The 26778-nt window shown below is 61.2% G+C and carries 26 protein-coding genes and 1 riboswitch; of the genes, 9 read left to right on the top strand and 17 right to left on the bottom strand.

The features are described 5' to 3' along the window. Positions 1 to 25: 25 nt before the first annotated feature. From RPE78_RS07295 to mbfA, 4 genes are all read right to left on the bottom strand, one after another. Positions 26 to 643, bottom strand: a complete 618-nt coding sequence (locus RPE78_RS07295; protein WP_406720183.1) for an HAD family hydrolase — start codon at positions 641 to 643, stop codon at positions 26 to 28. After that, a complete protein-coding gene (gene fghA, locus RPE78_RS07290) occupies positions 640 to 1470 on the bottom strand; it encodes an S-formylglutathione hydrolase (RefSeq protein ID WP_406720182.1) in 831 nt (276 codons plus the stop codon). The genes RPE78_RS07295 and fghA overlap by 4 nt, the downstream gene beginning before the upstream one ends. A gap of 11 nt (positions 1471 to 1481) precedes the next feature. Continuing rightward, positions 1482 to 2396 (bottom strand): AEC family transporter, encoded by a 915-nt coding sequence (locus tag RPE78_RS07285; protein ID WP_406720181.1) that lies wholly within the window; start codon positions 2394 to 2396, stop codon positions 1482 to 1484. Between the two features lie 63 nt (positions 2397 to 2459). Beyond that, a complete protein-coding gene (mbfA, locus tag RPE78_RS07280; RefSeq protein ID WP_339108837.1) occupies positions 2460 to 3437 on the bottom strand; it encodes an iron exporter MbfA in 978 nt (325 codons plus the stop codon). 151 nt (positions 3438 to 3588) lie between these two features. On the opposite strand from mbfA, the gene RPE78_RS07275 reads away from it, so the two are divergent. Continuing rightward, complete coding sequence (locus RPE78_RS07275) at positions 3589 to 4269, top strand: hypothetical protein (protein ID WP_339108835.1); 681 nt, start codon at positions 3589 to 3591, stop codon at positions 4267 to 4269. A 13-nt stretch (positions 4270 to 4282) separates the two neighbouring features. On the opposite strand, the gene RPE78_RS07270 is transcribed toward RPE78_RS07275, so the two are convergent. Then, the gene (locus RPE78_RS07270) at positions 4283 to 5206 is read right to left on the bottom strand and encodes a rhodanese-related sulfurtransferase (RefSeq protein ID WP_406720180.1); all 924 of its coding nucleotides are present in this window, start codon (positions 5204 to 5206) and stop codon (positions 4283 to 4285) included. A gap of 135 nt (positions 5207 to 5341) precedes the next feature. Here RPE78_RS07270 and pncA point away from each other — a divergent pair, with 135 nt between their 5' ends. The 3 genes from pncA (at position 5342) to RPE78_RS07255 (ending at position 8051) form a co-directional block, all read left to right on the top strand. Continuing rightward, entirely contained in the window at positions 5342 to 5935 is a 594-nt protein-coding gene (gene pncA, locus RPE78_RS07265; RefSeq protein ID WP_406720179.1) for a bifunctional nicotinamidase/pyrazinamidase, read from the top strand. A 67-nt stretch (positions 5936 to 6002) separates the two neighbouring features. Then, positions 6003 to 7310, top strand: a complete 1308-nt coding sequence (gene pncB, locus RPE78_RS07260; RefSeq protein ID WP_339108832.1) for a nicotinate phosphoribosyltransferase — start codon at positions 6003 to 6005, stop codon at positions 7308 to 7310. 76 nt (positions 7311 to 7386) lie between these two features. Then, a riboswitch (FMN riboswitch) is annotated at positions 7387 to 7529 on the top strand. A gap of 75 nt (positions 7530 to 7604) precedes the next feature. Next, the gene (locus RPE78_RS07255) at positions 7605 to 8051 is read left to right on the top strand and encodes a 6,7-dimethyl-8-ribityllumazine synthase (protein WP_406720178.1); all 447 of its coding nucleotides are present in this window, start codon (positions 7605 to 7607) and stop codon (positions 8049 to 8051) included. Positions 8052 to 8175: 124 nt separating this feature from the next. Here RPE78_RS07255 and RPE78_RS07250 read toward each other — a convergent pair whose 3' ends face one another. Genes RPE78_RS07250 through arfB form a run of 4 tightly spaced genes read right to left on the bottom strand, consistent with a single transcriptional unit; the run spans position 8176 to position 11071 of the window. Continuing rightward, on the bottom strand, positions 8176 to 9663 hold the full coding sequence (locus RPE78_RS07250) for an inorganic phosphate transporter (RefSeq protein ID WP_339108830.1): 1488 nt from the start codon (positions 9661 to 9663) through the stop codon (positions 8176 to 8178). A 59-nt stretch (positions 9664 to 9722) separates the two neighbouring features. Beyond that, entirely contained in the window at positions 9723 to 10184 is a 462-nt protein-coding gene (locus RPE78_RS07245) for an NUDIX hydrolase (protein ID WP_406720177.1), read from the bottom strand. Between the two features lie 43 nt (positions 10185 to 10227). Then, positions 10228 to 10656, bottom strand: coding sequence for a hypothetical protein (locus RPE78_RS07240; RefSeq protein ID WP_406720176.1), 429 nt, complete (start codon positions 10654 to 10656; stop codon positions 10228 to 10230). After that, positions 10649 to 11071 carry an alternative ribosome rescue aminoacyl-tRNA hydrolase ArfB gene (gene arfB / locus RPE78_RS07235; RefSeq protein WP_406720175.1) on the bottom strand — a complete coding sequence of 141 codons (423 nt, stop codon included), beginning with the start codon at positions 11069 to 11071 and terminating at the stop codon, positions 10649 to 10651. The genes RPE78_RS07240 and arfB overlap by 8 nt, the downstream gene beginning before the upstream one ends. Before the next feature lie 181 nt (positions 11072 to 11252). On the opposite strand from arfB, the gene RPE78_RS07230 reads away from it, so the two are divergent. The 4 genes from RPE78_RS07230 (at position 11253) to RPE78_RS07215 (ending at position 15955) form a co-directional block, all read left to right on the top strand. Next, positions 11253 to 11963 carry a type 1 glutamine amidotransferase gene (locus tag RPE78_RS07230; protein WP_339108826.1) on the top strand — a complete coding sequence of 237 codons (711 nt, stop codon included), beginning with the start codon at positions 11253 to 11255 and terminating at the stop codon, positions 11961 to 11963. Then, the gene (locus RPE78_RS07225) at positions 11960 to 13312 is read left to right on the top strand and encodes a glutamine synthetase family protein (RefSeq protein ID WP_406720174.1); all 1353 of its coding nucleotides are present in this window, start codon (positions 11960 to 11962) and stop codon (positions 13310 to 13312) included. Before RPE78_RS07230 ends, RPE78_RS07225 begins: the two co-directional genes overlap by 4 nt. A gap of 11 nt (positions 13313 to 13323) precedes the next feature. Beyond that, positions 13324 to 14628, top strand: a complete 1305-nt coding sequence (locus RPE78_RS07220; RefSeq protein ID WP_406720173.1) for an NAD(P)/FAD-dependent oxidoreductase — start codon at positions 13324 to 13326, stop codon at positions 14626 to 14628. Between the two features lie 142 nt (positions 14629 to 14770). Continuing rightward, positions 14771 to 15955: a DegT/DnrJ/EryC1/StrS family aminotransferase gene (locus RPE78_RS07215; protein WP_406720172.1), complete on the top strand. Its 1185-nt coding sequence runs from the start codon at positions 14771 to 14773 to the stop codon at positions 15953 to 15955. Positions 15956 to 16016: 61 nt separating this feature from the next. Here the strand turns inward: RPE78_RS07215 and RPE78_RS07210 are convergent, their stop codons facing one another. Beyond that, positions 16017 to 17456: an aldehyde dehydrogenase family protein gene (locus RPE78_RS07210; RefSeq protein WP_339108822.1), complete on the bottom strand. Its 1440-nt coding sequence runs from the start codon at positions 17454 to 17456 to the stop codon at positions 16017 to 16019. A 184-nt stretch (positions 17457 to 17640) separates the two neighbouring features. Here RPE78_RS07210 and RPE78_RS07205 point away from each other — a divergent pair, with 184 nt between their 5' ends. Then, a complete protein-coding gene (locus RPE78_RS07205) occupies positions 17641 to 18297 on the top strand; it encodes a peroxiredoxin (protein ID WP_406720171.1) in 657 nt (218 codons plus the stop codon). A gap of 60 nt (positions 18298 to 18357) precedes the next feature. Here RPE78_RS07205 and RPE78_RS07200 read toward each other — a convergent pair whose 3' ends face one another. From RPE78_RS07200 to RPE78_RS07170, 7 genes are all read right to left on the bottom strand, one after another. After that, the gene (locus tag RPE78_RS07200) at positions 18358 to 19194 is read right to left on the bottom strand and encodes a glycosyltransferase family 2 protein (RefSeq protein WP_339108820.1); all 837 of its coding nucleotides are present in this window, start codon (positions 19192 to 19194) and stop codon (positions 18358 to 18360) included. Further along, positions 19187 to 19972 carry a hypothetical protein gene (locus RPE78_RS07195; protein WP_339108819.1) on the bottom strand — a complete coding sequence of 262 codons (786 nt, stop codon included), beginning with the start codon at positions 19970 to 19972 and terminating at the stop codon, positions 19187 to 19189. The genes RPE78_RS07200 and RPE78_RS07195 overlap by 8 nt, the downstream gene beginning before the upstream one ends. A 19-nt stretch (positions 19973 to 19991) precedes the next feature. Beyond that, a complete protein-coding gene (locus RPE78_RS07190) occupies positions 19992 to 20993 on the bottom strand; it encodes a rhamnan synthesis F family protein (RefSeq protein ID WP_406720170.1) in 1002 nt (333 codons plus the stop codon). A gap of 228 nt (positions 20994 to 21221) precedes the next feature. Then, on the bottom strand, positions 21222 to 23366 hold the full coding sequence (pnp, locus tag RPE78_RS07185; protein WP_406720169.1) for a polyribonucleotide nucleotidyltransferase: 2145 nt from the start codon (positions 23364 to 23366) through the stop codon (positions 21222 to 21224). 287 nt (positions 23367 to 23653) lie between these two features. Next, the gene (gene putP / locus RPE78_RS07180) at positions 23654 to 25102 is read right to left on the bottom strand and encodes a sodium/proline symporter PutP (RefSeq protein ID WP_339108816.1); all 1449 of its coding nucleotides are present in this window, start codon (positions 25100 to 25102) and stop codon (positions 23654 to 23656) included. A 289-nt stretch (positions 25103 to 25391) separates the two neighbouring features. Continuing rightward, a complete protein-coding gene (gene rpsO / locus RPE78_RS07175) occupies positions 25392 to 25661 on the bottom strand; it encodes a 30S ribosomal protein S15 (protein ID WP_339108815.1) in 270 nt (89 codons plus the stop codon). Between the two features lie 126 nt (positions 25662 to 25787). Then, positions 25788 to 26732 (bottom strand): calcium-binding protein, encoded by a 945-nt coding sequence (locus RPE78_RS07170; protein ID WP_406720168.1) that lies wholly within the window; start codon positions 26730 to 26732, stop codon positions 25788 to 25790. Positions 26733 to 26778: the final 46 nt, after the last annotated feature.

Here is a 26778-nt window from a genome sequence, read left to right as displayed (position 1 = left end):
CGGCCCCTTTACGGGGCCGTTTGTTTTAGCGCGCTTCTTCAGGCGTCAAAAGCCCTTCTACCACCAGCCTGTCGGCCCATCCCTGAGGTGTGGTGAAGAGGTGGGTTTGCCAGCCGCGTGCCTTGGCCGCCGTGATATTGTCGGAGCGGTCATCGGCAAAGAGAAGCGCCTCGGGGGCCACGCCGCAATCCTCTTCCAGCATCTGGTAGATTTTCGGATCGGGTTTGATCACCCCCATATGGCCCGAGATATAGCGGCGGTCGAAGTCCTGCAGGAAGTCGTATTTCTCTTCTGCCATGGCGAAGGTGCCGATGCCGAAATTGCTCAGCGCGAAGACAGGGATACCCTTGGACCGCAGGGCTCGCAACAGGCGGACGGATTGCGGGATCGCGGGGCTGGCCATCTGCAGCCAGTCGGCGTTCCAGCGCAGGATCTGCTCGCGCCACTCGGGGTGGCGCTCGGCCAGTGCCGCGCAAAGCTCGGGAAGGTTGCCGCCCTTGTCGACGGCATCATTCATCGCATGCAGGTCGACCTCGGCAAAGAGGCGCTTGCGGTCTTCGGGGTCCATGAAGGTATCGAAATGGCGCTCGGGTTGCCATTCGATCAGCACGTTGCCGATATCGAATACGACGGCCTCGATCATTTCCACAGCGCCTCGGCATGGAAGGCCAGATGGTCGGCCATGAAGCTTTGCACGAAGAAATAGCTATGGTCATAGCCCTTCTGCATGCGGAAGGTGCCCTCTTGGCGGCGCGCCATCATGGCTCCGGCCAATGCTTCGGGGCGCAGCAGGTCAAGGAACTGGTCAGAGGCGCCCTGATCCACCAGAACCGGCCCGTCAAAGCCCAGTTCGGTCATCAGATGGGTGCTGTCATGATCAAGCCACGCGGCCTCATCCGTTCCCAGATAGGCACCCAGCTGCTTGCGGCCCCAGTCGCTTTGCGTGGGCTGAGCGATGGGGGCAAAGGCCGAGACCGACCGGAACCGCCCCGGAAGGCGCATCGCTAGGGTCAGCGCGCCATGCCCGCCCATCGAATGGCCGGTGATCGACTGGCGGTCGGGGTCGATGGCGAATTCCGACAGCAGGAGCGCAGGCAGCTCTTCTGCCACATAGTCCCACATGCGGAAATGCTTGGCCCAAGGGTCCTGCGTGGCATTGACGTAAAAGCCCGCGCCCTGGCCCAGATCATAGGCCTCGTCATTGGCCACGCCTTCGCCGCGCGGCGAGGTATCGGGGAAGACCAGCCCCACACCATGTTCCGCCGCCCAAGCCTGTGCGCCCGCTTTGGTCATCGCGTTCTCATGGGTGCAGGTCAGCCCCGACAGATACCACAAAAGCGGCACGGGGCCGTCTTCGGCCTCTTCGGGCAGGAACAGGCCAAAGGTCATCTCGGTGCCCGTGGCCTTCGCATCATGCGCATAGACGCCTTGCACGCCCTCGAAGCAGCGGTTTTCGGAAATAATGCGCATGGCACCCTCTCTTATTGGACCCAGTGCAGAATGACTGGCAGCGTTAGAATACTGGCGGCCGTTGACACGAAGATGGCAGCAGAGACCCGCGGCGCGCCGATGTTATAGTTTTGCGCCAGCATGTAGACATTTCCCGCGACAGGCAAGGAGGCGGTGGCCACCATCACCCCCGCATCGAAACGGTCCACGCCAAAGACGAAAAACGCCGAAAGCGCGATCACGCAGGGATGCAGTGCCAGCTTGCAGACCGACAGCCACGAGGCAGGGCCAAGCCGGTTCAGCGTCAGCGCCGCAAGGCTGGCCCCTATGGCAAAAAGCGCACCTGGGGTGGCGGCGGCACCCAGCATGGTCACGGTCTGGGACAGCCACTCGGGGATCGGCAGGCCGGAAGCCGACCAGATAAGCCCCGCCGCCATCGACACCACCATCGGGTTTTTCACCACGCCCAAGGCAAGGGGCCACATAGCGACCCGCCCCGTGCGGGCCGCGCTGATCACCACGGTAAACAGCACCGAGAATACGATCAGATCGACGCAGAGCACCATGATGATGGCCGGCACCGCCGCCGGCCCCAGCACGGCGGCCAGCATCGGCACGCCCAGAAAGCCGGTATTGCCGATCATCGCGGTCTGCGCCTCGATGGTGGACATATCGGTGGCCTCGCCGCGCAGCTTTGCCACCGCGAAAGCCATCAGCCAGATACAAAGCGATCCCGCAAGATAGGCACCCATAAAGCGGGCCTGAAACACATGGCTGATCTCCAGCCCCGAGGTGAAGTCGAACAGCATCGCCGACAGCGGGAAGAAGAAGATGAATTTCGTCAGATAGGCCGTTGCAGCGGGCGGGAAAAAACCGATGCGTCCGGCAGACCAGCCAAGCCCGATCAGGGCGAAAAACGGAAGCAGCTGCAGGAATATCGCGAACATAGCATGTCGCTAGCACGGCTTTCGCAAAATCGCCAGCCTGTCCATCATAAGCCTGCTTGGCGCTTAGCCGCCGCCGATCAGCACACCTGCGGCAAAGACCAGCGCGCCGCCCAGCACCACTTGGAAAACCGCTCGCAGGAAGGGCGTCTCCATATAGCGGTTCTGGATCCAAGCAATCGCCCAGAGTTCGACAAAGACCACCATCATCGCGATGATGGTTGCGGTCCAGAAATCGGGGATCAGATAGGGCAGCGCATGGCCCAACCCGCCCAAAGCCGTCATCACCCCCGAGGCCAGACCGCGCTTGAGCGGCGAGCCACGGCCCGAGATCACCCCGTCATCATGGGCGGCCTCGGTGAAGCCCATCGAGATCCCCGCCCCGACCGAAGCCGCAAGCCCGACCAGCAGCGTGGTCTTCGGGTCCTGCGTGGCGAAAGCGGTGGCAAAGATCGGCGCCAGAGTCGAGACCGACCCGTCCATCAACCCCGCCAGACCGGGTTGCACCCAGGTCAGCACGAATTGACGATGCGCCGCGCGGTCTTCCTCGGCACGGGCGTCGGGGGTCAGATGTTCTTCCACAAGATGCTCGGCCGTGGCTTCATGCCCCGCCTCGGCAGCGGCAAGATCGCCCAGCAGCTTACGGGTCGTGGCATCGGTGGCACGTCCGGCAGCAGCGGTATAGAAACGCTCGGCCTCGCGTTCCATCGCGGCCGCTTCCCCGCGCATGGCGTCCAGCGACATGGTCTCGGCCATCCAGACCGGCTTGCGCGAATAGAACCCCGCGATATGTTCGCGCCGGATCAGCGGGATCACCTGACCGAACCGCGCCTGATGTGTTTCAATCAAACGGCGGCGGTGTTCGTCTTCCTCCAGTGCCATCCCGTCGAACACCTTGGCCGAGGCGGGAAATTCCGCCCGTAGATGCTCGGCAAACTGACGGTAGATGCGGGCGTCATCCTCTTCCGACGAAATCGCCAGCGCGAGGATCTCCTGCTCGTTCAGGTCCGAAAAGCGGCGACGGTTACCGAGGAAGGAAAACATGGATGCGGCCCTCAACTTTAGAACAGTTCTAAGGTAGGCGAGGCGCAGTTCTTTGCCAAGACCGAAAACCTCACAGGCCCTATTTTACCTTCTCTGCCCCTCTGTCGAGTGCTAAAGACGCCGTGCTTCATAACAAACCACGGATTTTAAGATGAAATCTTTGACACTCGGCCTTGGCGTCTGGTTGCTGGTCGCCATTGCGACCACCATCGGGATAGGCCTGCTACCGGTCGATTTCACGCATCACTTCGATTATTTCAACAGCCCTGGCGAGGCCGTCGTTGCGATCTTGGGCGTTGTCGCCTTGCCCGGTGTAATCGCTGCGGGGATAACGTTTACGCTTGCCGCAAACCGCCGCCCCGATGTCGCCTGTATCTTGGGGACATGCGGCGTGAGCATCTGCCTAGCCAGCATATCGCTCGGCATAGGTTATAGCGCCTATTACCATCTTACGGGAGACATTCCGACCCCTATCGCCATCATCCTGTTTCTGACATTCTGGCTATGCCTCTATGCAGGCTTTTTCTTCAGCCCGATCATGCGGCTTGACGATCCGGCGATCAGCGCTGCCAACTGGCGCAGGCTAATCAGCTTTGTAGCAATCTGTGTCGTGTTTTTCGTTCTCGGCCTCGTCAGCAAAGACACGCCATTCGAACTTATTCACAGAGCAATCGCCGCATTGGGCGTCAACAGCCTCCAACCCGTGGAAAAATCCTCGATCGATATCGGGGCGGCGCTGACCATTGCCTTTGGCGTGGAAACAGGGCTGGCTTGGGCGCGGCGTTACGAGGCGGCGCAAGGGGCGGCGCAAGGGGCGGCCAAGGCCGCCTGAGGCCGGAAGGGGATCAGACCTCCGAGGCCTCTTCCCGACCGATATGGCGTTCGCCGCGGGCCTTCGCCAGCTGGATCTGGTGCTCGCGCTCGCGGAAACGGGCGCGGTCTTCCGGAGAATACTCGCCCACGCAATGGTGACATTGCACGCCCTGCTCGAATTCGGGGCGGGCGCGGTCTTCGGGGGCAAGCGGGCGGCGGCAGGCATGGCAGACCTCGCGGTGCTTGCCCTGCTCCAGCCCGTGGGTCAGCGCCACACGCCCGTCAAACACGAAGCAATCGCCTTCCCAGAGGCTGTTTTCCTTGGGCATCTCTTCGAGATATTTCAGGATGCCGCCCTTCAGGTGGTAGACATCCTCGACACCCTGCCCGATCAGATAGTTGGTCGATTTCTCGCAGCGGATACCGCCGGTACAGAACATCGCCACGCGCTTGTTGTGGAAACGCTCGCGGTTCTCTTCCCACCATTTCGGGAAATCGCGGAAGGTCTTGGTTTTGGGGTCCACAGCGCCTTTGAACGTGCCGATATCGACCTCGTAATCATTGCGCGTATCGATCACCACAACATCAGGCGCCTGAATGAGTTCGTTCCACTCTTCTGGCGTGCAGTAATTGCCGACCGAGGCCGTCGGATCCACATCCGGCTGGCCCATCGTCACGATCTCTTTCTTCAGCTTCACCTTCATCCGCAGGAAGGGTTCTTCCTCGGCGGTGCTTTCCTTCCAGTCCAGATCGGCACAGCCCGGAAGCGCGCGCACATGGGCGAGCACGGCATCGATCCCTTCGCGCGAGCCGGCGATGGTGCCATTGATCCCCTCATGGGCCAGCAGAAGCGTGCCCTTGACGCCCTGCGCCTGTGCCAGCGCCAAGAGCGGGCCACGGATGGCGGCCAGATCATCGAATCGGGTGAAGTGATAGAGTGCGGCTACGATATACATGCGCCTGCGTTTACTGCCTTGAGCCCGCTTCAGGCAAGCCTGATATAATCTGTATTACGGCCACAGCTTTTCCGTGCCAGTTGACCCTTGGCCCAGCGCCGCCTAGCCTGCCTGACACAACAGCGGAGCCCTCTCATGACCACAGCCCTGATCGTCATCGACATGCAGAACGACTTCTGTCCGGGCGGCAAACTTGCCGTTACTGCAGGCGACGAGATTGTCACAGAAATCAATGCGCTGATGGGCGAGCATGACGTGACCGTACTGACGCAGGACTGGCATCCCGCCGACCACCAATCCTTTGCCTCGAACCACGGGGCCGATCCCTATTCGGTGGCGCACATGCCTTATGGTCCGCAGGTCCTGTGGCCGGATCATTGCGTGCAGGGCACGCAAGGCGCGGCGTTTCACCCCGATCTGGCCACGGATGCCGCCGATCTGGTGCTGCGCAAGGGCTTTCGCCCCGCGATCGACAGCTATTCGGCCTTTTTCGAGAATGACCGGACCACCCCCACCGGCCTGCATGGCTATCTGCAAGAGCGCGGTGTGACGGATCTGACCTTCTGCGGGCTGGCTCTGGATTTCTGCGTCGCTTGGTCCGCGCTGGATGCGGCAAAGCTGGGCTATGGGGTCCGCGTCCGGCATTCGGCCTGCCGTGGCATCGATCTGGACGGCTCACAGGCGGCGGCGCTGGGCCGGATGGAGGCGGCGGGCATTCGGCTTACCTGACCCCCGGCTCTTGCCAAGTGCCTGATTTATCGGTTTAGTCCCTGCCATAACGAGGGAGGGGCCGAGTATGGTCGATATCGCGACGCGCGTTTATAACCACAAGTGGAAGATCGACCCGATCATCCGCTCCCTGATCGACACCGATTTCTACAAGCTGCTGATGTGCCAGTCGATCTTCCGCAACAGCCCCGATACGGTGGTGCGGTTCTCGCTGATCAACCGCTCGAAAGACATCAAGCTGGCCGAGCTGATCGACGAGAATGTCCTGCGCATGCAACTGGATTACGCCCGCTCGCTGAAACTGTCGCGCGGGGAAAGCACATGGCTGCGCGGCAATATGTTCTATGGCAAGCGCCAGATGTTCCGCCCCGACTTCATGGAGTGGTTCGACAACTACCAGCTGCCGGAATATGACCTACAGGTCAAAGACGGCCAGTACGAGCTGACCTTCGAAGGCCGCTGGCATGAGGTCATGCTTTGGGAAATTCCCGCGCTGGCAATCCTGATGGAGCTGCGCTCGCGCGCGATTGTCAACCAGATGCGCCGTTTCGAGCTGCAGGTGCTCTATGCCCGCGCGATGACCCGCATCTGGGAAAAGATCAATGCGCTCAAGGATCTCGAAGGGCTGAAAATCGCGGATTTCGGCACGCGCCGCCGCCATAGCCATCTTTGGCAGGACTGGTGCGTGCAGGCGATGCTGGAAGGTCTGGGCGACAGTGCGGCGGGCGGGGCCTTTACCGGCACCTCGAACTGCCTGATCGCCATGCGCCGCGACATCGAGGCGGTGGGCACCAATGCCCATGAACTGCCGATGGTCTATGCCGCCCTGGCCGATACCGACGAAGCGCTCAAGCAGGCCCCGTACAAGGTGCTTGCGGACTGGCACGAAGAGCATGACGGCAACCTGCGCATCATCCTGCCCGACACTTACGGCACCGAAGGCTTCCTGCGCGATGCACCAAGCTGGCTGGCAGGCTGGACCGGCATCCGTATCGATAGCGGCGATCCGGCCCCTCTGGCCGAGGCCGCGATCCGCTGGTGGGAGTCGAAAGGGGAAGACCCGCGCAAGAAGCTGGTGATCTTCTCTGACGGGCTGGATGTCGAAGAGATCCGCAAGCTGCATGGCCAGTTCCACGGGCGGGTCAAATGCAGCTTTGGCTGGGGCACGCTGCTGACCAATGACTTCCGCGGCTTCGTGCCGGATGACGGGCTGGCTCCGTTCAGCCTTGTCTGCAAGGCGATCTCGGCCAATGGCAAACCGACGGTGAAACTGTCGGACAATCCCAATAAGGCGATGGGCCCGCTCTCCGAGATCGACCGCTACCGCCGCGTGTTCGGCATCGGCCAGCAAATCGCGCGCGATGTGATTGTCTGACCGTAAATGCATGACAGGCTGTGCAATTCAGCCACAAGCTGCCTCTTGCACCCGCCCGTGAAACGCGCCACTTTCGCGCTGTTCTCAGGGCGGGGCGAAATTCCCCACCGGCGGTAAGCAGCAGGTCTGCAAGCCCGCGAGCGCCCTCACCAAGAGGGGTCAGCAGATCGGGTGCAATTCCCGAGCCGACGGTCATAGTCCGGATGGAAGAGAATGTGTCAGGCGCGCGCCCTTCGCGAAGCGTTCTGGCATGTGATCGCCTTGGGTGACGTGTTGTTGCGAAAGGAGATCCAGATGACACCCACCCGTTATGCTTTCGTCAAAGCGCAGTGGCATGCCGATATTGTCGATCAGGCACTGAAAGGATTTCACGAACTGATCCCTGCCGATCAGGTTGACGTGTTCGATGCGCCGGGGGCGTTCGAACTGCCCTTGGCCGCCAAGAAACTGGCCCAAACGGGGCGCTATGCCGCCATCGCCTGTGCGGCCTTCGTGGTGGATGGCGGGATCTACCGTCATGATTTCGTGGCCCAGACCGTGGTCGACGGCCTGATGCGCACCGGCCTTGAAACCGGTGTTCCGGTCCTGTCGGTCTCGCTGACCCCGCATCACTATCAGGAAACCGACCACCACAACCGGATCTACAAAGACCATTTCGTGCAGAAAGGCCGCGAGGCGGCGCAGGCCGCTCTGGGTGTCACGACGCTGCATGACCAGCTTGCGGCGCTTGCAAAGGCCTGAGCGGCCTGCGCCACACGCCCCAGCAGGGTCTGGCCGTAATACTCTGGCTGGAATACTCTGGCCCCGCACATGGAAAAGACGCAAGCGGGGCTTGCGTCTTTTGCGTTTCAGGCTGTGGCCGCGCTCAGGCGACCAGCGTCAGCAGCAGATAGATGCCGATGGCAAGGACCGCCGAGAAGGGCACGGTCACCACCCAAGCTGCGGCCACCTGCAGGATATGCGCGCGGCGCACCAGAAGGCGGCGCTTGCGTTCTTCGGGCGGCACAGGCTTGCCCTTTTGCAGCGCACCGGGACGGGCGGCCCGACGCTGAGCGTGGAACTCACGGTAAAAGCCCACGCCGAAGATCCCGCCGACAGCGATATGGGTCGAGCTGACCGGCAGCCCCAGCCAGCTTGCAACGATGACGGTGATCGCCGCCGACAGCGCCACACAGAAGGCCCTGACCGTGTTGAGCTTGGTGATCTCGGAGCCGACCAGCTTGATCAGGCGCGGCCCGAACAGCAGCAGACCGAAGGAGATCCCCATTGCGCCCACCAGCAGAACCCAGAGCGGCAGACCGACCGAAGACGAGATAGACCCCACCTCGACGGTATGCACGATGGCCGCCAGCGGCCCGACCGCATTGGCCACATCATTGGCCCCATGCGCAAAGGACAGCAGCGCCGCCGCCGCGATCAGCGGGAAGGAGAACAGCGTCTTGACCGACTTCTTGCGGTTTTCCAACCCTTCGGACTGGCGCCGGATCAGCGGGATCGAGATCAGCCAGCAGGCCACGCCAAACCCGACCCCCAGCAAGCAGGAGACGTTGAGCGGGATCGGAAACACATGCTTGAGGCCCTTATACAGGATATAGGCCCCGAAAGCGCCTGCCATGATCCCGTTCCAGACCGGCACCCACCGCCGCGCGGCCTGAATGCGCTCTTCGACATCCAGCATCTGGCGGCGGATCACCGCAAGAAAGGCCGCCGCAATCACCCCGCCCAGCACAGGCGCAATCACCCAGCTGGCCGCGATCCGGAAGATCATCGTCCAGTCGATCGCATGGAACCCTGCCGCCATCGCCCCTGCCCCGACGACACCGCCCACGATCGAGTGGGTGGTCGAGACCGGAGCCCCGATCCATGTCGCAAGGTTCAGCCACAGCGCCGCCGCCAGCGACGCGGCCATCATCACCCAGATATATTTTGTGGGATCTTGCAGCGCGAGCGGGTCCACAATGCCTGTGGCCACGGTTTTCACCACATCGCCGCCCGCCAGAAGCGCCCCGCTGGTCTCGAACACGGCGGCAATTACCAGCGCGCCCAGCATCGGCAATGCTTTGGAACCGACCGCCGGCCCCATGTTGTTGGCAACGTCATTGGCCCCGATATTCAGCGCCATATACGCACCGATCGCGGCCCCGACAACCACAACCCCCTGCCCCGGCCCGGCCCCCATCAGCAGCGCGGCCACAAGCCCCGCCAGACCGATAAAGGCCAGCGCAATTCCCGGTGCAACCAGACTGCGCGACACATGCTGTGCGCCATGCTCAAGACGCCCGAGCCGCTTCAAATCGCGGTCAAGCGTCTTCCACTGGTTTACACCCTTGCCGTCTTGTTCGTTCAAAGACATGAATCCGCCACAAAACTGTTACATTCAGGGGCGGGCCATAAAAGGGACGCGGCTAGAAATCAACGTTTGATACTGGTCAATGACAGAATTATGTCAGACAGCCCCTCTTCGGCAACGGCCTGTGCCGCTGCTTCCGGTGCAAACCAACGCCGTTCGCGCTCTCCGGCTTCGGGGAAATCCGGCGACAGTTCTGCCTGCGACAGATGGAACACGGCCACCTCCACAGCAATATCCAGCCCGCTATCCAGCCCCTTGTCATAGGTGAAATAGCCAACCGCCCGCTCGGTGATGCGCCCGCGGGCCCCTGCCTCTTCCCATGCCTCCTGTGCCGCCGCCCCCGAAAGCGACCGGCCACGCATCGGCCACCCTTTCGGGGTCACCCAGCGCCCCGTCCCGCGCGAGGTAATCAGCAGGACTTCGGTTTTTTCGCCGCGCCCGCGCGTGCACAGCGCCGCCACCTGCAAGGCGGCAGGGCGACGGCCCAGAAGGCTGCCCAGCACATCCATCAGGCGGCGGATCATGACCTTTCCCTTTCCGCTTGCGTCGGTTCCTGCCAGAGCCGCCCTACCATGCGGCCCCCGCAGGCGCGATGTCCAGCAGCACCTCGGAGATCATCTCGACCAGCAACGCCGCATTCTGCAGGGAAAACCCTGCGCTGGGGCGCAAGGACAACCGCGCCCCCTCCGGTACAGGCAGCACCAACAGGTGTTCCAGCAAGCCTGCCCGCAGCTGTCGGGCCTTCTCCGCCCCGTCCGGCGGTGCGAAAACAAGGCCGATCTCTGCCGGTGCAGGGTCAATCATGATCCCCCGAAACGGCAGCGCCGCCAGCCGGACGGCCAGAAAGGCCAGAACCTGCGGGTCCACCGCAACCGCCCCGTCCCCCTTACGGTCCAGCTCCTCACCATAAAGCCCGTCACAACAGAGATAACGGGTCTGCGCCGCATCCCAGCCCCAAGGGCCATCACGCCGGATCAGAGAGACCGCCTCACTCATCGCCACCCACCTTTCCTCGTAGGGCCTTCACCTCGCCACGGATCGTTTTGGCCTTCAGCCGCCGCCGCTGACTGCCCTTGGTGGGCTTGGTTGCGATGCGGCGCTTCGGACGATGGGTGGCCGCCAGCACCAGCTCGGCCAGCCGTTCGCGCGCCAATTCGCGGTTGCGCGCCTGCGAGCGGGTTTCCTCGCAGCGGATCAGCACCGCCCCGTCCTGTGTCCAGCGCCGCCCTGCAAGCGTTTTCAGCCGCGCCTTCACCATCGCGGACAGGTGCGGCGAGCGCTCCGCCTCGAAGCGCAATTCGACCGCCGTCGAGACCTTGTTCACATTCTGCCCGCCCGGCCCTTGGGAACGGGTGAAGCTTTCGGTGATCTCCCAGTCGGCAATCGAAATCGTATCGGTGATTCTCAACATGGCGCGAAGGTAACGCGCCTGACGGCAATAGAAAGGCCCAAGCCGCGAAAACTGCGGATATCGCGGGCGGACCACCTGCCCCGCCAATTATCAGAACGATGCCCGAGACACGCCCCCCGCGACAGCCCTTGCCGCCACCGTCTTGCAGCACTAGGCTCGGGATACCGGCGATATCGCCTCAATGAATGGTTTCTACATGCTGATCGGCATTCTCAAGCTCGGGCCTATGGCCGAGCCGCTTCGCGAAAAACATGGCCAGTATTCTGACATGTTCCAGCGCCTCTTCTCCCGCTACGATTTCACCTATCGCATCTATGATGTGGACGAAAAAGGCGAACTGCCCGCCCGTCCCGATGAATGCGATGGCTGGATTCTCAGCGGCTCGAAATACGGTGCCTATGAAGACCACGCCTTTATCCCGCCGCTCGAAGCGTTCATCCGCAAGGTCGCGGCCTCGGGCGTGCCGATGGCGGGGATCTGCTTCGGGCACCAGATCATCGCACAGGCACTGGGAGGCAAGGTCGAGAAATTTGCAGGCGGCTGGGCCGTGGGCGCACAGCATTACCTGATCGACGGCACCCCCGTCACGCTGAACGCATGGCATCAGGATCAGGTGACGCAGATGCCGGAAGGCTTCGACTGTGTGGGCAGCAATGACTTCTGCCGCTATGCCGCAATGGTCAAGGGCAACCAGATTTTCACCATCCAGCCGCATCCCGAATTCGACGATGCGCTGATCGGCGATATGCTGGCCACCCGCCGCGACGGACCGATCCCGAATGCGCTGATTGACGCCGCCGAAACAAAACTGGACGAAAGCAAGAATTCGTCGGCCATCGCCGACCGCATCGCACAGATGTTCCTTGCCGCAGAAAAAAGGAAAACCGCATGAGCGACTGGATCAAGAAATGCCCGCAGGCCGCGCAGGACTATCTGGAAGGCCGGCGGCTGGACGAGGTCGAATGTATCGTCCCCGATATCGCGGGGGTTGCGCGCGGCAAGGCGATGCCTGCCTCGAAATTCGCGCATCAGAAACATTTCTACCTGCCGAACTCGATCTTCCTGCAAACCATCACCGGCGAGTGGACGGATAACCCCTCGGGGGCCTTTACCGAACCGGATATGATCCTTGAACCCGATTATTCCACCGCCACGGCCGCGCCCTGGACCGCCGACTGGACGCTGCAGGTGATCCATGACGTCAAAGATCAGGCCGGTAATCTGGTGCCCATCGCGCCGCGCAATGTGCTCAAACGGGTGGTCGATCTGTATAAGGCCGAAGGCTGGACGCCGATTGTCGCGCCCGAGATGGAATTCTTCCTTGTGGCGCGCAATACCGACCCCAACCAGCCGATCATCCCGCCGATGGGCCGCACAGGGCGGCGCGCTGCGGCCAAACAGGCCTATTCGATGTCGGCGGTCGATGAATATGGCAAGGTGATCGACGATATCTATGACTTTGCCGAGATGCAGGGGTTCGAGATTGACGGCATCCTGCAGGAAGGCGGCGCGGGCCAGATCGAGATCAACCTCGCGCATGGCGATCCGATCGAGCTGGCCGACCAGATCTTCTTCTTCAAACGGATGATCCGCGAGGCGGCGCTGCGTCACGACTGTTTCGCCACCTTCATGGCCAAGCCCATCGAGGGCGAGCCGGGGTCGGCCATGCATATCCACCAGTCGGTGATCGACACCAATGGCAACAACATCTTCTCGGACGAGAAGGGCAACGAGACGGAAACCTTCCTGCATTGCATCGGCGGGCTGCAACGTCACCTGCCTGCGGTCATCGGGTTGCTGGCGCCCTATGTGAACAGCTACCGCCGCTACATTCCGGATTTTGCCGCCCCCATCAACCTTGAATGGGGCCGCGACAACCGCACCACGGGCCTGCGCGTGCCGATCTCCAGCCCCGCTGCGCGGCGGATCGAGAACCGGCTGGCGGGGATGGATTGCAACCCCTATCTGGGGCTCGCGGCGACGCTGGCCTGCGCCTATCTGGGCATGAAGGAAAAACAGCTGCCCCGCCCCGAATATCTGGGGGACGCCTATTCCGGCACCGACGAGCTGCCTGCCAACCTCGGCGATGCGCTGGACCTTCTGGCCGGTCACGACCCGATCCGCGATGTGCTGGGCGAAGAGTTCTGCATTGTCTACGAGGCCGTCAAACGCAATGAATACAAAGAGTTCCTTCAGGTCATCAGCCCGTGGGAACGCGAACACCTGCTGCTGAACGTCTGACAAGGCCCCCGATGAACCTGCTTTTTGCCAATGATACCACGGGCGAACATGCGCCCAGCTATTACGCCGCCACCGCTTTTTCCGACAAACGCCGCCCCAAGCTGCGCGGTGCGGAAAAAGCGGATGTCGCGATCATCGGTGGCGGGTTCACGGGGCTGTCGGCGGCCCTGCATCTGGCCGAACGCGGCTATTCGGTGCGCCTTGTCGAGGCGCATCGGGTGGGCTTCGGAGCCTCAGGGCGCAATGGCGGGCAGGTCGGCTCCGGCCAGCGGCTGGAACAGGACGATCTCGAGGCCGCCTATGGCCACGAGATGGCGCATCGGCTGTGGGAATTCGGTCAGGAAGCCAAAGGCTTGGTCAAATGCCTGATTGCCGCGCATGATATTCCGGTGACCTTCCACGAGGGCATCGTGCATGCCTGCCTGCACAAGCACGAGGTCCGCCATTCCCACCATATGGCCGAGAAACTCTCCCGCGATTACGGCTATGATCTGGTCGAACCGCTGACCAAGAGCGAGTTGCAGGAAATCCTGCCCTCCGACCGCTATAAAGGCGGCGATATCGACCGCGGTGCCGGACATCTACATCCGTTGAACTTTGCCCAAGGGATTGCCCTTGCCGCCGAAAAGGCGGGGGCGGTGCTTTACGAGGAAAGCCATGTTCAATCGGTGGAAACGGGGCCAGAGGTCACCATCACCACCGATGACGGCGTGCTGCGGGCGGAGTATCTGGTGCTGGCCTGCAACGGCTATCTGGGCGATCTCAAGCCCAAGGTCGCGGCCCGCGTCATGCCGATCAACAATTTCATCGTCGCGACCGAGCCATTGGGCGCGCGGGCCTCGGAGGTGCTGCGCGAGCATGTCGCCGTGGCCGATACGAAATTCGTGGTCAATTACTGGCGGCTTTCGGAAGATAACCGGCTGCTGTTCGGGGGCGGCGAAAGCTATGGCTACCGTTTTCCCGACATCGTGAAAACCGTGCGCAAACCGATGCTTGAGGTCTATCCCGGCCTCAAGGATATCCGGATCGACTATGCATGGGGCGGGACTTTGGCAATTACCATGAACCGCATGCCCGCCTTCATCCGCCCTGCAGGCGATAACATCCTGTCGGCCTCGGGGTTTTCGGGGCATGGGGTCGCAATGGGGGTGCTGGCGGGGCGGATCATGGCCGAAGCGATCAGCGGTCAGGCCGAGAAATTCGACATTTTCGCATCCCTGAATGTTCCGAAATTCCCCGGTGGCGCGATGCTGCGCAGTCCGCTTCTGGCAGCCGCGATGACATGGTATGCGATGCGCGACCGGCTGGGCCTGTAACGGCCCCACCAGCAACGCCCCCGGCCAGAAGGGGAATTTGCTGCGGCTCTTGTAAGCCTGCACACGGGTTGACACATTAGTTTCACTTGGCCTTAGCATACTGCTCGGGCAATGAAGCTGCAAATTGTGTCAGGAGACCCTCATGCCACGCGATGCACAGATCGCCCCCAACTGCTATGACGCCGAGCCGATCCCCGAAGCCGCCCGCGCCGAGATCGACCGCTTGCTGACCACGGGAGACCTGTTCCGCTATACCTCCGAAGGCTCGCCTGTCGCGCGGCTCGAAGAGGCCTTTGCCGCCCATATGGGGGTCCGCTATGCGGTGGCTGTGTCCAGCTGTTCGCAGGCACTGTTTCTGGCGATGAAGGCGCTGGATCTGCCTGAGGGCGCGCGGGTTCTGGTGCCGGCCTTTACCTTTGCCGCCGTGCCCTCGGCCATCGTTCATGCGGGCGGCGTGCCGGTTCTGGTCGAGGTGGGCGAGGATTTCCGCATCGACCTAGAGGATTTCGCCGCCAAGATCGCAGGCGCCGATGCCGTGCTGATCAGCCATATGCGGGGCCATACCTCGGATATGGATGCCATCATGGAACAGGCCGAGGCGCATGGCCTGCCGGTGATCGAGGATGCCGCCCATAGTCTTGGTACCCGCTGGCACGACCGCAAGATCGGCACGATCGGGCGCATTGGCTGTTTCTCTTTCCAAAGCTACAAGCTTCTGAACGCGGGTGAAGGCGGGGTGATGATCACCGATGACCCCGATCTGGCCGCACGCGCCATCATCATGTCAGGCGCCTATGAGCATAACTGGAAAAAGCACTCGGGCCTGATGACGCGCTGCGAGGCGTGGCAGAACAAGCTGCCGCTCTATAACTGCCGGATGCAGAACCTGTCGGCGGCGATCCTGCTGCCGCAGATCGGCGAGATCACCCGCCGCGCGCGCGATGGGCTGCGCAACCATGACCATGTGGCCGTCCGTCTGGGAGAAAGCCGCTGGCTGAAGGTGCCGCCTGCGCTGGCGCCTGAAACCCGCGCGCCGGATTCGCTGCAATTCCTACTGGCAGGGGAATGGAGCGACGACGAGGCCCGCGCCTTTCAGGCCGAGGCCAAGGCACGGGGCGTGTCGGTGTCTGTCTTCGGGCTATCGACCGATAACGCCCGCGCCTTCTGGAACTGGCAGTTCTTGGGCGATCTGCCCGAGCTGCCCAAGACCCGCGCCATGCTGGTGCGCGCCTGTGACATCCGCCTGCCCGCGCGGCTGACGCAGCCCGATCTGGAGTTCATCTCGGAGGCTCTGCTAGAGGCCGTGGCCCAAGTCAAACCCGCCTGAAGAAAAAGCCGGAGCGTGAGGCTCCGGCTTTTCACTTTTTCAGACCAGATATCCGGCCCGATTATTCGGCAGCATAGCCCGAGATCGCGATCACGTCGCAGAACTCTTCGATGCCCCAGCGCCCGCCTTCGCGCGCACGACCCGAGGCCTTGATCCCGCCGAAGGGCGAACCCGCCCCGCGTGACTGGCCGTTCAGTTCGATCATGCCCGCCTGAAGCTGCATGGCCATGCGGCGCAGACGCTCAGGGTCTTGGGTCTGCGCATAGTTGGTCAGCCCGTATTCGGTGTCATTGGCCACCTTCACGGCCTCTTCTTCCGTATCGAAGGGCATGATCGACAGCACCGGTCCGAAGATCTCTTCGTTCATGATGCTCATATCCGGCGTACAATCAGCAAAGACCGTCGGGCGGACATAATAGCCGCGGTTCACACCCTCGGGCAGACCCGGACCACCGGCCAGAAGGGTCGCGCCCTCGGCAATGCCCTTCTCGATCAACCCTTGGATCTTGTCGTATTGCGACTTGTTGATCACCGGACCGATATGTTTGCCATGCTCGCGCGGGTTGCCGACCTTGGTTTCCTCGGCCACTTTCTTCGCGATTTCCAGCGCTTGCGGATAGATCGCGCGCTCGACCAGCATACGCGAGGGCGCATTGCAGCTTTGGCCGGAGTTGTTGAACATATGCTTCACGCCACGTTCCACAGCCGCATCATCGGCATCGGCAAACACAAGGTTCGCGCCCTTGCCACCCAGCTCAAGCGCGACGCGCTTCAGCGTCTCGGCGGCGTTTTTCGAGATCGCACGGCCTGCGCGGGTCGAGCCCGTGAAGGAGATCATCTCGATATCCACATGGCCCGAAAGCGCGGTGCCCACGCCCATGCCATCGCCGTTCACAAGGTTGAACACGCCTGCGGGGATGCCTGCCTCATGCACGAATTCAGCGAAGAGCATCGAGCTGAGCGGCGCCTCTTCCGAAGGCTTCAGCACCATCGTGCAGCCCGCCACAAGCGCCGGAGCCACCTTCAGCGTGACCTGATTCATCGGCCAGTTCCACGGGGTGATCAGACCCACAACGCCAATCGGCTGATAGCCGATCATCGCGCCCGGCGTGCCATCGCCCAGCGGGTGCAGCCACTCGAAGGATTTCGCCGCCGTCAGGCAGTTGGTGATATGGCTGATACCGGCACCGGCCTGCGCGGCGAAGGCCAGATCGATCGGCGCGCCCATTTCAAGGCTGATCGCCTCGGCCATCTCCTGCTGGCGGGCCTTATAGACCTCGAGCAGACGCTCGACATAGGCGATACGCTCGGCGGGGGGCGTCGCGCGCCATGCAGGCAGCGCGTCCTTGGCGGCCTTGACGGCGACATCGACATCGGCACTGGTGCCAAGGCTGATAATGGCGCAGGCTTCTTCGGTGGACGGATCAATGACGTCGTGGTCGCGCGGGGCCAGCGGCGCAACCCATTCACCATTGATGTAAAACTGACGTTTCTCGATCATGAGCAGACTCCTATTTCGCGCGCAGCCTGTCTGAAAGCGGCCAGAGACGCAAGGGACCGAAAGCGCATTCCGCCATGCAAAGCGGGAATAGAGCCGTGCAAATTTGCGCAATTCAATGGCACAGGCTGGGCAAAGCCGGAGGCTGCGCCTATATCTGGGGCAGAGATTTCAGATGGAGGACTCTATGGGACTGCGCATCAACGATATCGCCCCCGATTTCACCGCGCCTTCGACCGAAGGCGAGATCAAGTTTCACGATTACATCGGCGATGGCTATGTCGTGCTGTTCTCGCATCCGCGTGACTTCACCCCTGTTTGCACCACCGAATTCGGCGCTGTCGCACAGTTGGCCGATGAATGGGCCAAGCGGAACACCAAGGTTATCGGTGTGTCGGTGGACACGGTCGAAGAACATGTGAAATGGAAAAACGACATCGAGTCCTTCTCGGGCGCGAAAGCCGGTTTCCCGATCATCGACGACACCTCGCTCAATGTGTCGAAAGCCTATGACATGCTGCCCGCAGATTTCTATCTGCCCGAAGCCAACCGCACCCCCGCCAATACCGCGACCGTGCGTACCGTCTATATCATCGGCCCCGATAAGAAGGTCCGCCTGACGATGACCTACCCGATGTCGGTGGGCCGCAACTTCGCCGAGATCCTGCGCGCGCTGGATGCTGTTCGGGCAACCGATGGCGTGCCGTTTGCCACCCCCGCAAACTGGGTGCCGGGGCAGGACGTGATCGTGGCGCTTTCGGTGTCGGATGACGATGCCAAGGCGAAATACGGCGATCTGGATATCAAGCTGCCCTATCTGCGTTTCGCAAAACAGCAGAACTGAAACACGGCACATGGTTTGAAAAAGCCCGCATCGATATGCGGGCTTTTTTATGGTCTTGGCTCAACTGCGCGGCTCGGGCAGGCCGTAATGGCCCATCATGCCCGCGATTGCCTGATCATTGCCCCGCGTCTCTTCGTTGATATTGAAGGACTTCAGGCTGACCTCCTGCGAGCCCGGCCATTCGATGATCCGCGTCCGCCCCCCGACATGCCGGATCAGCGTGCCCTGCATCCGTGCCATCCAGTAAAGCCAGACATCATCGGCCATCGGCGCGAGCGTCATGAACAGCTCTTTGCGCGTCACATCCTTATACAGGCTATGGGGCGGGTAAAGCACCCCATGCACCCCCGTCAGAAACACATCCGCGGCGCTTTCCGTTTCCGAGATATTCTTTTGCCACGCGCCATAGGGCAGAGGCTGCCCGTCCCTAACCGTAAACCGATGGGCGCGGTGCACCATGATCTGGCGCGGAGACGCCTTGGCGGCCTCGACCAGCCGCTCCAGCCAGTCGCGAGGGTAATAGACATCGTCATCGAAGGTCACGATGGTCGCTTCCGGATAGGCCAGAAGCGTCGGGATGATCTTCATATACGAGCGCAGGAACTCGTGGCTGCGGATACTCAGTCCCGGCAAGGCACGGATGGCAGGCGGCAGTTGTTCTTCATGGCCGGGTTCCAGCCACAAGATAACCTCGTCAGGAGCAACGCTCTGCGTCAGGATCGAGCGCAGCGTGATCTCCAGCGAGCCGAAACGTGGCGGATAGCTGGTCAGCGACACGATCAGGCGCCCCGCCAGCCCATGCGGCCTGCCCTGCCCCTTGCGAGACAGAACCTCGCGCCGTGCCTTGGCCACGCGCCTGCGCCATTTCAGATAGCGAAACCAGTTCGGCTCAGCCATTCGGGGCCTCCCATGCCTGTTTCAGCCAAGAGACATCCCCGATCCGGCGATACCATTTCCCGCCCCGCCCGTTCAGCGCATCGGTCATTTTGGGATTGCCCGCGAAACAGACGATCTTGGCGCCCTCCGGCAGCGTGGGATCGGCCAGATAGCTTTTCAGCCCGCGCGGCACGCAATCATTCTTGAAACTCACGCACCAGCCCTTGGGCCAATAGGCCAGATGACCATGCTTTGCCAGTTGCGCCGACTGGAACTGCTGGCTGATCTCGTAATCACGGGTCGCGGCCTCGGGATCGGCCAGATAGGCGTCAAGGATATAGCTATGCGCGCCGATTTCGTAACGGAAGACCGAGCTGTTGCCGACCGAATGCAGGAAGGCATCGCGTTCGGCATTCACCTTGCGCAGGGGCTTGTGCCGGAAAAGATCATCGTCGCGGATGATGCGGAAGGGGCCGTCCAGCTCGAAAAACGCATCGAGCGGCCCCACGATCACCTGATCAAGGTCGAGAAACAGCGCCGTCCCCGATAGCCCTGCCAGATCTTCGCGAAACAGCGCCAGCTTGCGCCAACGGGTGTCGGTCTTGCCCTTCGCCAAGCCCAACTCGGGCAAAGGCAACGCCTCGATCCGGCTGTCCAGCCCCGAGGCATCATCGGTAAAGCAGATGAACCGGTGCGGGCGGCCCAAATGCTGCCGCACCCCCGCCGCCAGCCGGTTGACATATTCGGGACCATAGAGCGTGCCCCATTTCATGGTGAGGATCAGCACCGGATCGGTCATCCCGCTCTCCCTAGAGATTTCAGTTCTTGTCCCAGACCGCGACCTCATCGCGGATTGCGGGCGGAAACTCGGCTTCCAGCCCCAGTTCAAGGATCTTGGCCCGTGCCCCGATCATTTCAGCCACCCGCTGTTTTTTCAGGAAAGGAAAGCCCAGAGACCGCATCACATAGGGATGCAGCGCCGTAGAAAAGACAAAAAGATTGGTTGCCTCGATCTTGTCGCTCAGCGCATCACGGATCTGAAGCGCGGTCATATCCCCCCGCTCGAGAAGCGGCTGGATAATCCGCGCATCATGGCGCTTCACGCTGCATTGCAGGCGCAAGATCGCGTCCATCATCTCTTCATCGTCGAGATTGATCAGGAAATCGCGCACCTCTGCCCAGCTATGCAACCCGCCAACGCTGAAACCGAGATCCGCAAAATGGTTGGCAAGTTTCAACTCGCGCATCTTGATCACAAGGCGCTTGTCATTAACGATCGACATCTTGCGCCAATACCGGTCAAACCGCGGGTCCTGCACAACCTTCTGCGAGAAGCGGAAGAAATAGGACTGCACATGGGTCCGGTGATGGTTTCCCGCCTTCCGGTGCCGCCAGTCCAAATCGACAAACAACCCCCAGACATCTTCGGGCGCAGCACGGCTTTGGTCGATCACATCGGAGTCTTCCGAAAGCGGGAACCACATACTGTCATTCATGACATAGAGGTTGCGCGGGGCCATCTTGCGGTCGAGAACCTGCAAGACGCCCTCGCGATAGCCACCGAAATCATAGCCGATATTCGGGCGCTCCACGATGAGACGGGTCAGCGGGGAAAGCTTTGCCTTATCGGCATCGGAGATCTTGGTATTCGAGACCAGAACCACCGACAGCCCCTGCTTGGCCAGCCAGTCGAGTTGCCAATAGGTCGACGCCAGAATGCCTTTAGGCTGATAGACCAGCAAAACGACCACATCCTGCGTTGCGACCTGCTGCCCTTCGATCACATGGACCTTACGACTGCGCTGCAAATCACAGATCATGCGCGTCACATGCCCCCAATAGGGCATGAACTTGAAATAAATCTGACGCCCGAGCCGTTTTATTTCACGAACAAATTTTTCCGAGGGGGTTTTCTTGGGCGGCAAATAGGATGTCTGCGTCACTGTCCTGCTCCACAGGCCATTGCACGAAAGCGCGCGGGGCAAAGGGCCTGAAATAGTAAATGAGGGGCATGAACCACGCCCCTCACAATCATCGAAAAGCGCAGATCAGTCTGCTTTTTCTTCTTTTTTCTCCGGCGCGATTTCTTCGCCGGTTTCTTGGTCGACCATCTTCATGCCAAGGCGCACCTTGCCGCGATCGTCGAAGCCCAGCAGTTTGACCTTCACCTCTTGACCCTCTTTGAGGATATCCGAGGGGTGGTTCAGGCGCTTGTTGGCGATCTGCGACACGTGGACGAGGCCATCACGCTTGCCGAAGAAGTTCACGAAGGCGCCGAAATCGACGAGCTTCACGACTTTACCGGTGTAGATCTTGCCTTCTTCCGGCTCTGCCACGATCGAATAGATCATGTCATAGGCCTTCTTGATGGCCTCACCATTGGCCGAGGCGATCTTGATGATGCCGTCGTCATTGATGTCGACCTTCGCGCCCGAGGTTTCCACGATCTCGCGGATGACCTTACCGCCCGAGCCGATCACTTCACGGATCTTGTCAGTCGGGATCTGCATCGTCTCGATGCGCGGTGCGTGCTCGGAGAACTCGGTGCGGCCCGCGGACAGCGCCTTGTTCATCTCGCCCAGAATGGTCATACGGCCGTCTTTGGCCTGCGCCAGAGCCTGCTCCATGATCGCGGGGGTGATGCCTGCAACCTTGATGTCCATCTGCAGCGAGGTGATGCCGTTTTCGGTACCCGCCACTTTGAAGTCCATATCGCCAAGGTGGTCTTCGTCACCCAAGATGTCGGTGAGGACCGCATAGCGACCGTCGTCTTCAAGGATCAGACCCATCGCAACGCCTGCCACCGGAGCTTTCAGCGGAACGCCCGCATCCATCATCGACAGCGAGCCGCCGCAGACCGAAGCCATCGAGGACGACCCGTTCGATTCGGTGATCTCGGAGACAACGCGGATGGTGTAGGGGAAGTCGGTTGCTGCCGGCAGCACCGCTTGCAGCGCGCGCCATGCCAGCTTGCCGTGACCGATTTCACGACGGCCCGGCGAGCCCACGCGACCAACTTCGCCCACCGAATAGGGAGGGAAGTTGTAGTGCAGCAGGAAGTTCGAGCGGTAGTTGCCTTCCAGCGCGTCGATGATCTGCTCGTCATCGCCGGTGCCCAGCGTGGTCACGACCAGACCTTGGGTCTCGCCACGGGTGAACAGAGCCGAACCGTGGGTACGCGGCAGGATGCCCACTTCCGAGGTGATCGGACGCACGGTGGTTTTGTCACGACCGTCGATACGAGCGCCACCATTGATGATGTCACCGCGCAGGATGCCCGATTCCAGCTTTTTGATTGCCGAACCGAGATTCGCATCTTCGCGATCTTCTTCCGACAGCGCGTCCTTGATGGCGGTCACGGCAGCAGAGATCGCGTTCGAACGCTCTTGCTTGTCCTTGATCGCGAAGGCGGCGCGCATCTGGGTCTCGCCAGCCGCTTTGACCTTGCCATAGAGCTCGTCATAGTTCGGCGGAACGAAGTCGAAGGGCTCTTTTGCGCAGGCTTCGGCCAGATCGATGATCAGGTCCAGAACCGGCTGCATCGCGTCATGGCCAAACTTGACCGCGCCGAGCATTTCTTCTTCCGACAGCTCGTAAGCTTCGGATTCCACCATCATAACGGCGTCTTTGGTGCCTGCGACAACCAGATCGAGGCGCTGCTCGGGGTTGTTGCGCAGTTGGGTCATGTCCTCGCATTCGGGGTTGAGGATATATTCCCCATCCACGAAGCCAACACGGGCCGCTGCGATCGGGCCCATGAACGGCACGCCCGAGATGGTCAGTGCCGCCGAGGCCGCGATCATCGCGACGATATCGGGCTCGTTGACCAGATCGTGGCTCAGCACGGTGCACATGACCAGCACTTCATGCTTGAAGCCCGGAACGAACAGCGGGCGGCAGGGACGGTCGATCAGACGCGCGGTCAGCGTCTCTTTTTCCGTCGGGCGTGCTTCGCGTTTGAAGAAGCCACCCGGGATCTTACCGGCTGCGTAATATTTCTCTTGGTAGTGAACCGTAAGCGGGAAGAAATCTTGACCCGGCTTCGGTGCCTTGGCGAAGGTCACATTGGCCATGACCGAGGTTTCGCCCAGCGTGGCGATCACGGTTCCGTCGGCCTGACGTGCCACCTTGCCGGTTTCCAGCGTCAGGGTCTCTTCGCCCCACTGGATGGATTTTTTCGTAACGTTGAACATTCAGCGTATCCTGTCTGGAAACCTCACAGGCGTATCCCGTGGGCTCCCGTTTGCATGGCGGCCCCATTGCCGCCGCCCCTCTATCCTGTGCATGTGCCCCGGGGGCTCGGGCGTCACGTCTCAGATGCCTCGCCTCATACAGGAAAATGCGGCTTATGAAAAGCAATCCTTGCATGCCCTCTGCCGCTCTTCGGGAAAGGCGGCTGCCAACGTTCCCCGTGAAACATTGCCCCAATGAAAAAAGCCGCAGCAAATGCCGCGGCCTTTTCCTTTTTCTGTGTCGCGCCTTATTTTGCGCGGTATTCGCCGGCATCCCGTGTGATCAGCGTCACCACGACAATAGCAACGAAAGCCGCCACAAACCCCGGAATGATCTCGTAAAGACCGGTCGACGCCGCCAGACCCGAATAGATCCAGAAGATCACCGTTCCGGCACCGACAACCAGACCGGCCAGCGCGCCTGCCCCGTTCATGCGCGGCCAAGTCAGCGCAAGGATCACCAGCGGGCCAAAGGCCGCACCGAAACCGGCCCAGGCATTGGACACAAGCCCCAGCACTTCGGAGCCCGGATCACGGGCGATCCAGATCGCGACCGCGCCGACAAGAACCGTCGCCAGACGCCCGACATTCACCAGAGCGCGGTCAGAGGCGGTACGATTGAGCACGATGCGGTAGAAATCTTCCGAGATCGACGAGGCCGAAACCAGAAGCTGCGAGGACACGGTCGACATGATCGCCGCCAGAAGGGCTGCGTAGAGGAAGCCGGTGACCAGCGGATGGAACAGCAGGTTCGACAGCAGGATGAAGATGGTCTCGGGGTCATCAACGGTGATGCCGTTGCGCTCTACATAGGCGCGACCGAAGATCCCCACGCCGATCGCCCCTAGCAGCGAGATTGCCATCCAGCCCATGCCGATATTACGGGCCTTCGGTACATCCGCGACCGAGCGCACAGCCATGAACCGCACGATGATATGCGGCTGGCCGAAATAGCCCAGCCCCCATGCCATCGCCGAGAGCCAGCCGATTGCGGTCAGGCCATGCGTCATCGACAGATAGCCCTCCTGCATATCCGACAGGCGTGCCGCAGCCTGATCAACGCCATTGCCCTGCCCCATATACAGGATCACGGCAGGCATGATGATCAGCGCCAGCATCATGATGAAGCCCTGCACGAAGTCGGTCAGCGACACGGCAAGGAAGCCACCGATGACCGTATAGACCAGAACGATGCCCAGCGTGATGCACACGCCCACCATATAGTCACCGCCGAAGGCACTGGCATAAAGCTTGCCGCCGCCGACAAGGCCCGACGCCGTATAGACCGCAAAGAACACCACGATGATGATCGCGGACACCATGCGCAGCGCGGTGGCATGGGTCGGGAAGCGGTTGGCAAGGAAAGCCGGAATGGTCAGGCTGTTGGAATAGCGCTCGGTCTGCTCGCGCAGGCGCGGTGCCACGATGATCCAGTTGAACAGCGCCCCGATGAACAGGCCGATGCCGATCCAGGCTTCGACCAGACCCGATGCGTAAAGTGCGCCCGGCAACCCCAGCAGGAGCCAGCCGCTCATATCCGAAGCGCCCGCCGACAGGGCTGCAACCGACGGCGGCAGATCACGGCCACCCAGCATATACTCTTCGGAATTCGATGTGGATTTACGCCATGCGTAAACGCCGATGCCCAGCATCAATGCAAAATAGGCGATGAGACTGATCCAGATACCGATACTCATCAATTCCCCCTCTGTTTTTCGTTACGGGTCTCTTGCACGGACCAGCCAAAAAACGAAGAAAAAAGACATAACACACAGCTAGATCATGCAAATAAGTCAAATAGACCATATGGCACATTCACATTGGTCACTATGATCAGATATTGGGCTGATTTGGTCGATTTGCACTTTTGTCAAAATGCCAAAATTTTCAGCATATCTTTGCATAATGATTCGCCAGACCGCGCAAAAAGAAAACGCCCGCTGAAACCAGCGGGCGTCCCGATCCTTACAGACCAGCGCGAGGCGCTTAGCGACGGATACCCAGACGCTCGATGAGCGATTGGTAACGTGCTTCTTCTTTGCCCTTCAGGTAGTCCAGCAGCTTGCGGCGCTGAGCAACCAGCATCAGAAGGCCACGACGCGAGTGGTTGTCCTTCTTGTGGGTTTTGAAGTGCTCGGTCAGGTTGGCAATACGCTTGGTCAGGATTGCAACTTGCACTTCGGGCGAACCGGTGTCGCCTTCTTTGGTTGCATATTCTTTGATCAGGGCGTTCTTGTCTTCGACGGTGATCGACATCGGAATCTCCTTGGTTAAGGGTGGGGGCACAAGCCGGGATGTCGTCCAGCAGGGTCCATAAAACACGCTCTCTTGCAAAAGCGATGGGCGCCTTTACACCGAATCCGCTCAAAAATAAAGGGGCAATCAGCCAAAGCCGGTCTGCTGTTCGAAAACAGCGCGGGTAACCAGTTGCAGATCTTCCAGCGAGAGCCCCTCTGCCCCCTGCACCTGCGCCACGCGCTGGCCGTCAAGCGTCACCCATGTGCCCTGTGCATCCTCTTCCAGTGTCAGGCTGGGCGAAAGCGACTGCGCCGGATCATAGACCACAAGGAGACGGTCCTCTTGCGCATCGAAATCGGAAATCACGGCAGGGCGATCGGCTGAAATCCAGGACCCGAGTGCAAAACTGTCCGCATCTTCCCCGCCAGAGAGGCTGTCGCCGCTGCCCGCCACAAGCGTGTCGGCCCCCGTGCCGCCATTCAGATAATCCGCGCCATCCTGATCCTCCTCGGGATCGGACGCACCGATCAGAAGATCATCGCCGCCATTGCCATCCAGCTCGTCCGCACCGGCCCCGCCATGCAGCGTATCCTGCCCCGCCCCGCCTTGCAGGACATCATCGCCCGCGCCCCCCGAAAGGAGATCATCGCCTTCGCCGCCCTGCAGACAATCCTCGCCCGCCTCACCCGACAGCGTGTCCTGCCCCGGCCCGCCACGCAGAAGATCCGCCCCGTCCGCGCCCCGCAGGCTGTCATCGCCACGCTCTCCCGACAGAGTGTCCTCTCCCGCCTCGCCCCAAAGGGCGTCATCGCCCTCGCTGCCCCAAAGCTGGTCGTCGCCCGCACCGCCATACAGGCTGTCATTCCCGCCATAGCCGTTGATCTGGTCATCGCCCCCGGCCCCGCTGACATGGTCATCCTCCGCACTGCCGGACAGGATCTGGTCTTCGGCCACCGCATCGGCCAGAGCCTCGTCCGCTTCGGGAGCGGCAAGATGGTCCTCCTCCGTGTCCTCCGAACGGTGACTGCCCACAAAAGCCGCCCCTGCACCGGCCATCAACAGACCGACCAACCCTGTAAAGAACAACATCCCATTCTCCTCGCGGCACCTGCGCGCGAGAACATTACAGCAACAC

The sequence above is a fragment of the Thioclava litoralis genome, from assembly GCF_045278885.1.
GTDB lineage: Bacteria > Pseudomonadota > Alphaproteobacteria > Rhodobacterales > Rhodobacteraceae > Thioclava > Thioclava litoralis.
Note: the sequence above shows the minus strand (reverse complement) of the source record. Positions and strands in the feature narration are given on the sequence as shown.

Excerpts from the sequence above, each read along its gene's own strand:
- RPE78_RS07295 (WP_406720183.1), bottom strand. The coding sequence starts at position 643 with ATGATCGAGGCCGTCGTATTCGATATCGGCAACGTGCTGATCGAATGG.
- fghA (WP_406720182.1), bottom strand. The coding sequence starts at position 1,470 with ATGCGCATTATTTCCGAAAACCGCTGCTTCGAGGGCGTGCAAGGCGTC.
- RPE78_RS07285 (WP_406720181.1), bottom strand. The coding sequence starts at position 2,396 with ATGTTCGCGATATTCCTGCAGCTGCTTCCGTTTTTCGCCCTGATCGGG.
- mbfA (WP_339108837.1), bottom strand. The coding sequence starts at position 3,437 with ATGTTTTCCTTCCTCGGTAACCGTCGCCGCTTTTCGGACCTGAACGAG.
- RPE78_RS07275 (WP_339108835.1), top strand. The coding sequence starts at position 3,589 with ATGAAATCTTTGACACTCGGCCTTGGCGTCTGGTTGCTGGTCGCCATT.
- RPE78_RS07270 (WP_406720180.1), bottom strand. The coding sequence starts at position 5,206 with ATGTATATCGTAGCCGCACTCTATCACTTCACCCGATTCGATGATCTG.
- pncA (WP_406720179.1), top strand. The coding sequence starts at position 5,342 with ATGACCACAGCCCTGATCGTCATCGACATGCAGAACGACTTCTGTCCG.
- pncB (WP_339108832.1), top strand. The coding sequence starts at position 6,003 with ATGGTCGATATCGCGACGCGCGTTTATAACCACAAGTGGAAGATCGAC.
- RPE78_RS07255 (WP_406720178.1), top strand. The coding sequence starts at position 7,605 with ATGACACCCACCCGTTATGCTTTCGTCAAAGCGCAGTGGCATGCCGAT.
- RPE78_RS07250 (WP_339108830.1), bottom strand. The coding sequence starts at position 9,663 with ATGTCTTTGAACGAACAAGACGGCAAGGGTGTAAACCAGTGGAAGACG.
- RPE78_RS07245 (WP_406720177.1), bottom strand. The coding sequence starts at position 10,184 with ATGATCCGCCGCCTGATGGATGTGCTGGGCAGCCTTCTGGGCCGTCGC.
- RPE78_RS07240 (WP_406720176.1), bottom strand. The coding sequence starts at position 10,656 with ATGAGTGAGGCGGTCTCTCTGATCCGGCGTGATGGCCCTTGGGGCTGG.
- arfB (WP_406720175.1), bottom strand. The coding sequence starts at position 11,071 with ATGTTGAGAATCACCGATACGATTTCGATTGCCGACTGGGAGATCACC.
- RPE78_RS07230 (WP_339108826.1), top strand. The coding sequence starts at position 11,253 with ATGAATGGTTTCTACATGCTGATCGGCATTCTCAAGCTCGGGCCTATG.
- RPE78_RS07225 (WP_406720174.1), top strand. The coding sequence starts at position 11,960 with ATGAGCGACTGGATCAAGAAATGCCCGCAGGCCGCGCAGGACTATCTG.
- RPE78_RS07220 (WP_406720173.1), top strand. The coding sequence starts at position 13,324 with ATGAACCTGCTTTTTGCCAATGATACCACGGGCGAACATGCGCCCAGC.
- RPE78_RS07215 (WP_406720172.1), top strand. The coding sequence starts at position 14,771 with ATGCCACGCGATGCACAGATCGCCCCCAACTGCTATGACGCCGAGCCG.
- RPE78_RS07210 (WP_339108822.1), bottom strand. The coding sequence starts at position 17,456 with ATGATCGAGAAACGTCAGTTTTACATCAATGGTGAATGGGTTGCGCCG.
- RPE78_RS07205 (WP_406720171.1), top strand. The coding sequence starts at position 17,641 with ATGGGACTGCGCATCAACGATATCGCCCCCGATTTCACCGCGCCTTCG.
- RPE78_RS07200 (WP_339108820.1), bottom strand. The coding sequence starts at position 19,194 with ATGGCTGAGCCGAACTGGTTTCGCTATCTGAAATGGCGCAGGCGCGTG.
- RPE78_RS07195 (WP_339108819.1), bottom strand. The coding sequence starts at position 19,972 with ATGACCGATCCGGTGCTGATCCTCACCATGAAATGGGGCACGCTCTAT.
- RPE78_RS07190 (WP_406720170.1), bottom strand. The coding sequence starts at position 20,993 with ATGATCTGTGATTTGCAGCGCAGTCGTAAGGTCCATGTGATCGAAGGG.
- pnp (WP_406720169.1), bottom strand. The coding sequence starts at position 23,366 with ATGTTCAACGTTACGAAAAAATCCATCCAGTGGGGCGAAGAGACCCTG.
- putP (WP_339108816.1), bottom strand. The coding sequence starts at position 25,102 with ATGAGTATCGGTATCTGGATCAGTCTCATCGCCTATTTTGCATTGATG.
- rpsO (WP_339108815.1), bottom strand. The coding sequence starts at position 25,661 with ATGTCGATCACCGTCGAAGACAAGAACGCCCTGATCAAAGAATATGCA.
- RPE78_RS07170 (WP_406720168.1), bottom strand. The coding sequence starts at position 26,732 with ATGTTGTTCTTTACAGGGTTGGTCGGTCTGTTGATGGCCGGTGCAGGG.